Below are 10006 nucleotides of genomic sequence, written 5' to 3'. Positions count from 1 at the left end.
GCCAGCGCCAGCAGCGCCCGGGCCGCCGGCGCCGGCCGGGCGCTGGGAGCCGGCGCGCTCACGGCTTGGTGATCTCGGTGTCGACGCCGTACTCGTCGATGGTCACGGTGTAGGTGTTCTCGGCGACGTCGGTGCCGTTGAAGTGGCCGGTGATGACCGCCTTGGAGAGCATCTCGTCGTCATCGATGGTGTAGGTGACGTCGAACTCGCCGGCAGCGCCCGGGAGCACCGTGGCGACATCGTCGCCGGGCAGGGTGCCGCTGTACTCGGTGAGGATCGACTTGTTGTCCTTCCCGCCGCGGACGCTGTCGCCCTTCTTCGCGCTCTGGGTGGCCTTGAGCAGCGAGGCGATCCCGGTGTCCGGGTCGAGCAGGGTGGCCGGATCGGGGACGCCGAAGTCGGCCGGATCGATCTGTTGCCAGCTGTTGACCAACGGCAGCTTGGCGTAGGTGGTGCCGTCGACCGAGACCACCTGGACGGTGGCCGAGACCCCGCTGATCGGCACCGTGATGCTGCCCTTGAACGCCGGTGCCTTGGTGAGCTCGCCGTCGGCCTTGGTGAGTGCCACCACGCCGTCGGGCACGTCGTCGCTCGTGATCGAGAAGTCGACTCCGCTGGTGTCGTCGAGGTGGTTCTCGGCCAGCGCCAGCACCTTGGCGGGCGTCAGATCGACCTCGTCGGATCCGCCGCCGCAGCCGGCCAGCGAGCCGAGCAGCCCCAGCCCGATGACCGACCCGACGACCAGCCCGACCGGGGGCAGGAGACGACGGGAGGTACGGCGCATGCGCTCAGCCTGCCACGCCGGGATCGTCCGAGACGCCCTCGACCAGGATGCCGACCGGGCTCGAGCAGGCGTCGATGGGCTGCGCGGCGGGAACCCCTGACCCGTCGCGTCGTCCGTCCGCCTCGGGCAGGTCGACCGGAGCACCGCTGGCGGCCGCGGCGCGGGCCGGTGCGGGCCCCGCCCAGGCGAAGACGAGCGCATCCTCGCCCTTGAGATAGCGGTGGCACCGGACGCCGCCGGTCGCCCGTCCCTTGCCCGGATACTCGCGGAACGGCGTGACCTTGACCGACCCGGCCTCGGTGCCGGGCAGGGCGGCGGAGGAACCGGAGACCGTCACCACCACGGGCGCGTGCCCGGCGGGCGTGCCCGGATCGAGCGCACCGAAGAAGACCACCCGGGAGCCGTGTGCCACCCGGATGCCCGCGATGCCGCCGCCGCTGCGCCCTTGCGGGCGCACCGAGTCGGCCGGGAAGCGCAGCAGTTGGGCGTCGGAGGTGACGAAGCAGAGCTCCTCCTCGCCGGTGCGCAGCTCGAGGGCGCCGACCACCTCGTCCCCGTCGGCGAGGTTGATCACCTCCCACTCGTCCTTGCCGAGCACCTCCGGCCGGACTCGCTTCACCACGCCCAGGCGCGTGCCCAACGCGAGTCCCGGGCCTTCGGCACTCAACGTGCACAGGGCGAGCACCCGCTCGCCGCCGTCCAGCGAGAGCAGCGCCGAGAGCGGCACGCCGCCGGCCAGATTGGGGTCGCCGGCCGTGGCGGGGATCGCCGGCAGGTCGAGCACGCCGAGCCGGAGCAGCCGGCCGCGGGAGGTCAGCACGCCGATCTCGCCGCGAGCCGAGGTGCGCACCGCGGAGGTGATGACGTCGTGGCCGGCCCGCGCGCCTCCCACGCCGATGGGGTCGGCGCTCGCCGTACGAGCGAGCAGGCCGGTGGAGGAGAGCAGCGCGAAGCACGGGTCGTCGGCGACCTCCACCGACATCTTCTGCGCCTCGATCGCGGCCGACCCCGCGGAGGCCAGCAGCACGGTGCGGCGCGGGGTGCCGTAGGTCGCGGCGACCTCGGCGAGCTCGTCGGAGACGAGCTCGCGCAGCAACTGGTCGTCGGCCAGGATCGCGTCGAGGTGCTCGATGGTCCGTTGCAGCTCGCTCTGCTCCTTGTCCAGCTCGAGCTTGGAGAACTTGGTGAGCCGGCGCAGGGCCATGTCCAAGATGTACTCCGCCTGGAGCTCGGAGAGGTCGAAGACCGCCTGCAGGCGCTCCTTGGCCACCGCGGCGTTGTCGGAGGAGCGGATCAGCTGGATGACCTCGTCGATGTCGAGGATCGCGATCAGGAGTCCCTCGACCAGATGCAGCCGCGCGGCGGCCTTGTCCCGGCGGAACTGGCTGCGCCGCCGACACACGTCGTAGCGGTGCCGCAGGAAGACCTCGATCAGCTCCTTGAGGCCCAGCGTGCGCGGCTGGCCGTCGACCAGGCAGACGTTGTTGATCCCGAAGGAGTCCTCCAGCGGAGTCTGCCGGTAGAGCTGCTCGAGCAGCGCCTCGGGGACGAAGCCGTTCTTCAGCTCGATCACCAGCCGGGTGCCCTTCTCCCGGTCGGTGAGGTCCTTGAGATCGCTGACGCCCTGCAGCTTCTTGGTGCCGACCAGCTGCTTGATCCGCTCCATCACCTTCTCCGCGCCGACCCCGTAGGGCAGCTCGGTGACCACGATGCCCTTGCGCCGGCCGAGCGTCTCCACCCGGGCGGTGGCACGGATCTTGAAGATGCCGCGGCCGGTCTCGTAGGCGTCCCGGATCCCGTCCAGGCCGACGATGGTGCCGCCGGTCGGCAGGTCGGGCCCCGGCACGAAGCGCATCAGGTCGTCGAGGGTGGCATCCGGGTGGGCGATCAGGTGCCGGCAGGCTCCGACCACCTCGACCAGGTTGTGCGGCGCCATGTTGGTCGCCATCCCGACCGCGATCCCGGCGGCGCCGTTGACCAGCAGGTTCGGGATGGCGGCCGGCAGCACCACCGGCTCGGTCTCCCGGGAGTCGTAGTTCGGTCGGAAGTCGACGGTGTTCTCGTCGATGCTGGTCGTCATCGCCACCGCCGGCGGGGCCATCCGGCACTCGGTGTACCGCATCGCCGCCGGGGAGTCGTCGGGAGAGCCGAAGTTGCCGTGGCCGTCGACCATCGGCAGTCGCATCGACCAGGCCTGCGCCATCCGCACCAGCGCGTCGTAGATCGCGCCGTCACCGTGCGGGTGCAGCCGGCCCATGACCTCGCCGACGACCCGGGCGCTCTTGACGTGCCCGCGGTCGGGCAGCAGCCGCATGTCGTTCATCGTGTAGAGGATCCGGCGCTGCACCGGCTTCAGCCCGTCGCGGGCGTCGGGCAGCGCGCGGGAGTAGATGACCGAGTAGGCGTACTCGAGATAAGAGGAGCGCATCTCGTCGCCGAGGTCGGTGTCGAGGATGTGCTCCTCGAAGTCGTCGGGGAGGTCCTGCGTGGTCTTGCCGCGTGCCATAGGGGGCATTCTCTCCGGTGGTGGCGTCAGATCTGGTCCTCGGCGCGCCGGGGACCAGATCTGGTCGAGAGGCGCCCCGGCTCTCGACCACCGATGCGGAGGGGTTCAGGGAGGGGTTCAGTAAGTGAGGCGCGTGGCGAGTCGGCGGACCGTGTCGGTGCCGACCTTGTGCATGCGTACGACGACCTTGGTGGTCGTCCGGAGCCGGCCGACTCCGTTGAACTTCAGGTCGATGCCCTCCTCGCCAGCCGTGACGGTGGCGGCCGCGCCTTCGGCCGACCTCGGCGAGGTTGCGGTCCAACTCACGCGCCAGCGGGTCCCAGGCTTGGACCATGCTCGGACCCGGATCAGCTTCTTGCTCGGTCGAAGAGTGACGCCGAAGTAGGCGGTGGACGCCGCCCTGAGATCCGGGCCGATCTTGGCCTCGGCGATGCAGGCGACGCCACCGACCGCCGAGATCATCGATGCGCCGACCGCCTTCGGCCAGGTCTTCGAGGAGCGCCGGGTAGCGGTGATGGTGCCATCGACCGCCGCGACCGAGCCGTCGTCGCTGCGGCGGAGCAGACGGGGCACACCCGGGCGGTTGTTGACGATGCCGACCAGGATCGGATATCCGTCCAGGTCCCGATAGTCGTGCCCGACGTGAGTGTCTCCCCACCACCGGTGCCGGCGTAGGTCGCTGGCTACGGCGCGGATCGCGGTGCCACCGGTGTCGGTGGCGCGCGCCTTGAGGACCATGGTCCCCGCCCCGCCGTCGCACGGCGTGCTCACCCGGACCGCCGTCGGGGTCTTGGCCGACGCACTGCTGTCGGCGACGGCGGAGGGAATGGTGGCAGCGCCGAGCCCGGCGGTCAGCGCGGCGGCGAGCAGGGCGAGTGAGCGGCACACGGGTGACCTCCGAGGACTGGCACGGTCGACGTACTTCGTCGAGGAGGCAGTAGAACACTCAGATCCGGTCTTGTCCGACGATTCGGTGAACTGGACGTACGGCTGGAGTCCGCGCTCCCGCGAACCGGTAGATTTCTGTCGTGATCGCGCCCAACCCGACCCCTTGGCCCCGCCACTGGGAGGCGGACGTCCTGTTGCGTGACGGTCGGACCGTGCACATCCGTCCGATCACGGCCGACGACAAGGAGCTCCTGGTCGAGTTCTACTCGCGGGTCTCCGACGAGTCGAAGTACTACCGGTTCTTCTCGCCGATGCCGCGCCTGTCCGAACGCGACATCGAGCGCTTCACCGAGGTCGACCACGTGGATCGGGTGGCGTTCATCCTGACCCTGCGCGGCCGGATGATCGCGGTGGGCAGGTACGACGTGATCCGGCCGGGCGAGGCCGAGGTGGCGTTCCTGGTCGAGGACCGCTACCAGGGCCGCGGCATCGCCCAGATCCTGCTGGAGCACCTGGCCCAGGCCGGCCGGGAGCGCGGCATCGGCCGGTTCGTCGCCGAGGTGCTGCCGGACAACACCCGGATGATCCAGACCTTCCGTGACGCCGGCTACCGGGTCCGCTCCGGGTTCGAGGACGGCGTGGTCACCCTGGAGTTCCCGATCGACGTCACCGACACCGCCGTCGGGATCCTGGCCCGGCGCGAGCACGAGGCCGAGGCGGCCTCGATCCATCGGTTCTTCAACCCGCGCAGCGTCGCGGTGGTCGGTGCCTCCCGGCGGCAGGACACCATCGGCCAGGCGCTGGTGCGCAACCTGGTGATCGGCGAGTTCGCCGGCCGGGTCTACGTGGTCAACCCGAACTCCGACGCGGTCAGCGGGATGCCGGCGTACAAATCGGTCCAGGACATCCCGGACGACGTCGACGTGGCGATCGTGGCGGTGCCGGCCGAGGCGGTCCAGGAGGTGGTGCTGGACTGCGCCGCCAAGGGGGTGCACGGCCTGGTGGTGATCTCCTCGGGATTCGCCGAGACCGGTGAGGAGGGCCGCCGCCGGCAGCGGCGGCTGGTCAACCTCAGCCGCTCCTACGGGTTGCGGCTGATCGGTCCGAACGCCCTGGGCGTGATCAACACCGACCCCGGCGTGCGGATCAACGCCTCGCTGGCATCCCTGATGCCGCCTCGGGGCCGGGCCGGGTTCTTCTGCCAGTCCGGCGCGCTGGGCAGCGCGATCCTGGAGAAGGTGAACAACCGTGGGCTGGGCCTGTCCACGTTCGTCAGCGCCGGCAACCGGGCCGACGTCTCCGGCAACGACCTGCTCCAGTACTGGGAGGAGGACGAGTCGACCGAGGTCGTGATGATGTACCTGGAGTCGATCGGCAACCCGCGGAAGTTCTCCCGGATCGCCCGCCGGGTCTCGCAGCGCAAGCCGATCGTCGCGGTCCGCTCCGGGCGAACCACCCAGGGCGTGCCGATGGGACATGCCGTCCGGCGGATCTCGGCGCCGCCGGCGGCCGTGGACGCGATGTTCCGCCAGGCCGGGATCATCCAGGTCGACACCCTGGACGAGATGTTCGACGTCGCCCAGCTGCTGGCCCACCAGCCGCTGCCGCGCGGTCGACGGGTCGCGATCGTGGGCAACTCCGATGCCCTCGGGCTGCTGGCCGCCGATGCGGCCGCGGCGGTCGGTCTGGTGGTCAACAAGCAGGTGCCGCTGGCGGCCGAGCCGAGCCCGGAGGACTTCGAGGACGCGCTGGACGCGGCCATCGACGACCCGGACGTGGACGCCGTGGTCGCGGTCTACATCCCGCCGCTGGACGTGACCGGTGAGGAGATCGCGAACGTGCTGGCCGCGGTCGGGGAGCAGTCCGACAAGCCGCTGGTCTCCTCCTTCCTGGGCACCGAGGGCGTGCCGGAGCTGCTCCGCGTGCCGGACGTGGCCGGTTCCACGGCGGGGCGCGGCTCGGTCCCGTCGTACTCCTCGGTGGAGAGCGCGGTGCGCGCGCTCGCGCGGGTGGTCGACTACGCGGTGTGGCTGCGCACGCCGGACGGCGACAGCTCCGCGACCGACCGGGTCGACGCCGCCGCGGCGCGGTCGGTGGTCACCGAGGTGCTCGCCCGCCAGCCCGACGGCGGCGACCTGCCGACCGCCGACCTCGCCCGGGTGCTGGGCGCCTACGGGATCGATCTGTGGGACGTCCGGTCGGTGACGAGCCCCGAGGAGGCCGTCGCCGCCGGCGACGCGCTCGGCTGGGACGTCGTACTCAAGGCCACGGTGGAGAGCGTGCGCGAGCGCCCGGACCAGGCCCACGTGGTGCGCAACATCGAGGACCGCGAGGAGATGCACGAGGCCTGGGAGCTGATCGCGGACCGGGTCCCGCCCGAGACGGGTGGGTTCGCGGTGCAGAAGACCGCGCCTCCGGGGGTGCCGGTGACCATCCGCACCATGGAGGACCCGCTGTTCGGACCGGTCGTCTCCTTCGGCATCGCCGGGCCGTTGACCGAGCTGGTCGGCGACCGGGTCTACCGGATCCCGCCGCTGAGCCTGCGCGACGCCGCCTCGATGGTGCGCGAGGTCCGGGCGGCGCCGATGCTGTTCGGCTACCGCGGCGGCGACGTGGTCGACGTCGAGGCGCTCGAGCGGGTGATCCTGCAGGTCTCCCAGTTGCAGAACGACCTGCCGCAGGTCAGCACCCTCGAGCTCGGGCTGGTGCTGGTCGGCGTGGACGGCGCCTGTGTGCTGACCGCCTCGGCCCGGGTCGACCCGGTCGCCGACTCGCGCTCGGACTGGTTCGTCCGCCGGCTGAACCCGGCCGTCGCCGACACGTTGCCGGACTGAGCAGGGACGGAGCTCCGGATCGATCGGAGCGAGTGCCCCGCCGGTGCCGGTGGAGAAGGTGGCACGGCCGAGATGCGAGCGTGACAGACTCGTCGTCATGAGCACCCGTACCGACGACCTGGACCACACCGTGGAGCTGCGTGCCGAGATCGACCGAACCGGCTACTACCCGGAGGTCGTCGCGGACGGGGTCGCCTCGGCGATCGCGGGGGAGCGGGTGGTCTCCTTCTTCCTGCACCACGAGCCGACCTTCGACCACGACGAGGTCCGGCGCCACCTCTCGGTGCTGGTGCTGACCGACTCCCGGCTCATCCTGGCGCACACCGACGAGCACGCGCCGGACGACGTGGTCCCGGACCCCTACACCTCGACCTCGACCGAGGCGGTTCGCCTGGACTCGATCAACTCGGTGGTGCTGACCCGGATGGTCGCCAACCCGAGCTCCGGGCCCAGCCGGGCCGTCGAGGCGGTGCTGACCATCGGCTGGGGCGCGGTCAGCCGGGTCGACCTGGAGCCGGCCTCCTGCTCGGACCCGGAGTGCGAGGCCGACCACGGCTACACCGGCCTGCTCACCGGCGACGACTTCTCCCTACGTGTCTCCGCCGCGGCCGACGGGAGCGACGCCGTCATCCGGCTGCTCGCCTTCGCCGAGGCGCTCTCCGTGCGGACCCAGCGCCGGTAGCGGGCCGCGATGACGGGGTTCGTCGCGCCGGCGTACGGCGCGCGATCGCTCGGCGACGTCCTCCCGGCGGTGGCCCGCGCCCTGGGGGCGAACGCCCCGGCGCCCGGCGAGGAGGCTGACCGGCAGCGAGGGCCGCTGGAGCTGCCGACGGCCGCGTCGTACGTGGTGTTCCTGATCGACGGGCTGGGGGAGAACCTGCTGCGTCGCTACGCGCACGCCGCGCCGTTCCTGGCCTCGCTGCTGGACCAGTTGCCGCCGATGACGGCCGGGGTGCCGAGCACCACCGCGGTGAGCCTGACCTCCTTCGGCACCGCGCTGACCCCGGGCGGACACGGTCTGGTCGGCTACACCTCCCGGGTGCCGGGCACCGACCACCTGCTCAACGCGCTGCAGTGGCGCAAGGACGTCGACCCGCTGGAGTGGCAGCCGAGGCCGACCATGTTCCAGCGGCTGGCCGAGCGCGGGATGCCGATCACGGTGGTGAACAAGCGCGAGTTCGCTGGCAGCGGACTCACCGTGGCGGCCCAGCGCGGGGCGGAGTACGTCGGCGCGGACCGAGTGGGCGAGCGGATCGCCGCCGCGGTCGGGCACGCGGCGCAACGGGGCTCGCTCACCTATCTCTACGACGGCGACCTGGACTGGACCGGTCACCGGTACGGGGTCGCCTCCGCGCCCTGGCTGCAGCAGCTGTCCATCATCGACGCCGAGGCGGAGCAGTTGCGCGACGCGCTCGCGTCGACGACCCGGCTGGTCGTGATCGCCGACCATGGCATGGTCGACTCGCCGCCCGAGCATCGCATCGACATCGATGAGCGGCCCGAGCTCGGCGACGGGCTGGTCCTGGTCGGCGGCGAGGCCAGGTTCCGGCATCTCTACTGCGCGCGCGGCGCGGTGACCGACGTGGTCGCCACCTGGTCCGAGGTGCTCGGCGAGGCGGCCGAGGTGATCACCCGCGCCACCGCCATCGAACGGGGCTGGTTCGGCGAGGTCACCGCGCCGGTGCTGCCGCGGCTGGGCGACGTGATCGTCGCGGCGCGCGGTGACCACGCGGTCATGTCGACCAGCAGGTTCCGCTACGAGACCACCCTGATCGGCCTGCACGGCTCGCTGACCCCGGACGAGATGCTGATCCCGCTGCTGGTCAGCTGATCCGGCGCTTCTAGGATTCAGCGGTGGCCGAACTGACCTTCTGGACCGGGACGATGGACGCCGGCAAGTCGACCCTCGCCCTGCAGACCAACCACAACCACGCGGCTCGCGGCCGGATCGGTCGGATCTTCACCACCCACGACCGCGGCGGCGAGGCGATGGTCACCTCTCGTCTCGGCCTGGTGCACGACGCGATCGAGGTCACCGCCGACTTCGACTTCTGGCGGTACGCCGTGGATGCGCTCACCCACGGCGCGAGGATCGACTACTTCGTGTGTGACGAGGCGCAGTTCTTCGCGCCGGTGCAGATCGACCAGCTCGCCAAGGTCGTCGACGAGCTGCAGATCGACGTCTTCTGCTTCGGCATCCTGACCGACTTCCGAACCAGGCTCTTCCCGGGCTCGGCCCGGTTGGTGGAGCTGGCCGACAAGACCGAGGTGCTGCAGGTGGAGGCGCTGTGCTGGTGCGGCAAGCGGGCCACCCACAACGCTCGCACCGAGGACGGCATCATGGTCACCGAGGGCGAGGTCGTGGTGGTCGGCGACGTCGAGGTCGGCGCGGAGTCGGCGATCCCCGGCGGCGGTCCGTCCGGCGAGGCCGAGGTGGTCGCCTACGAGGTGCTGTGTCGCCAGCACCATCGCCGTGGCCTGACCGCGGCCAGGGCCAAGGCGGTCTCGTTGGTCGCGGAGCCTCTTCCCTTCGGCTGACGCGCCGAGTCGGTCCTCAGAACGGTCGAGTCGGTCCTTGGGACGGCCGAGTCGGTCTCTAGAACGGTCGAATCGGTCGGACTACTCGGACTTGCCGCCGCCGAACATGATCTCGTCCCAACTCGGCACGGAGGCGCGCTTGCGCCGGGAGGAGCGACGCGGCTTGGTCGCCGGCTGGCTCTCGGCCTCGGGCTCCGGTGCGATCTGGGGCTCGGTCGTCGGCGCCGACTCCGACGGTGTCGCCGTCGGAGTTCGCTCGGCCGGAGAGGCGGGGGTGGCGGGATCGTCGAAGAGGTACGCCTCCAGCGGCGTGTCGACGTCGAGCGGCGTCTCGAGGGTGTCCTCGGTGGGGGAGACCCCAGCCGTGGTCGCCTGCTCGGCCGACGCCGGGCTCGGGGACCCAGAGGCGGCCTGGGCGTCCGCCTGGGCGCGCCGCTCCCGGGCGGCCTGCAGGTC

Annotated in this window: 8 protein-coding genes; 4 read left to right on the top strand and 4 right to left on the bottom strand. The window is 71.4% G+C overall.

Features of this window, described 5'->3' with window-relative positions:
• Positions 1-58: 58 nt before the first annotated feature.
• The 3 genes from QM638_RS00235 to QM638_RS00225 all read right to left on the bottom strand — a co-directional run bounded on the left by QM638_RS00235 (position 59) and on the right by QM638_RS00225 (position 4178).
• Complete coding sequence (locus QM638_RS00235; RefSeq protein WP_415139916.1) at positions 59-784, bottom strand: LppX_LprAFG lipoprotein; 726 nt, start codon at positions 782-784, stop codon at positions 59-61.
• A gap of 4 nt (positions 785-788) precedes the next feature.
• Positions 789-3290, bottom strand: a complete 2502-nt coding sequence (locus QM638_RS00230; protein WP_415139915.1) for a DNA gyrase/topoisomerase IV subunit A — start codon at positions 3288-3290, stop codon at positions 789-791.
• Between the two features lie 117 nt (positions 3291-3407).
• On the bottom strand, positions 3408-4178 hold the full coding sequence (locus QM638_RS00225; RefSeq protein WP_415139914.1) for a hypothetical protein: 771 nt from the start codon (positions 4176-4178) through the stop codon (positions 3408-3410).
• Positions 4179-4318: 140 nt separating this feature from the next.
• Here QM638_RS00225 and QM638_RS00220 point away from each other — a divergent pair, with 140 nt between their 5' ends.
• The 4 genes from QM638_RS00220 (at position 4319) to QM638_RS00205 (ending at position 9550) form a co-directional block, all read left to right on the top strand.
• Complete coding sequence (locus tag QM638_RS00220; protein WP_415139913.1) at positions 4319-7012, top strand: GNAT family N-acetyltransferase; 2694 nt, start codon at positions 4319-4321, stop codon at positions 7010-7012.
• 97 nt (positions 7013-7109) lie between these two features.
• Positions 7110-7694 carry a DUF5998 family protein gene (locus QM638_RS00215; RefSeq protein WP_415139912.1) on the top strand — a complete coding sequence of 195 codons (585 nt, stop codon included), beginning with the start codon at positions 7110-7112 and terminating at the stop codon, positions 7692-7694.
• A gap of 9 nt (positions 7695-7703) precedes the next feature.
• Positions 7704-8843: an alkaline phosphatase family protein gene (locus tag QM638_RS00210; protein WP_415139911.1), complete on the top strand. Its 1140-nt coding sequence runs from the start codon at positions 7704-7706 to the stop codon at positions 8841-8843.
• Between the two features lie 23 nt (positions 8844-8866).
• Entirely contained in the window at positions 8867-9550 is a 684-nt protein-coding gene (locus QM638_RS00205; RefSeq protein ID WP_415139910.1) for a thymidine kinase, read from the top strand.
• A gap of 81 nt (positions 9551-9631) precedes the next feature.
• Here the strand turns inward: QM638_RS00205 and sepH are convergent.
• The coding region (gene sepH / locus QM638_RS00200; protein WP_415139909.1) for a septation protein SepH at positions 9632-10006 on the bottom strand (375 nt) is incomplete at its 5' end.

Source organism: Nocardioides sp., assembly GCF_047606145.1.
Lineage (GTDB): Bacteria > Actinomycetota > Actinomycetes > Propionibacteriales > Nocardioidaceae > Nocardioides.
The sequence above is the reverse complement of the archived record's forward strand: the minus strand, read 5'-3'. Positions and strand labels throughout refer to the sequence as shown.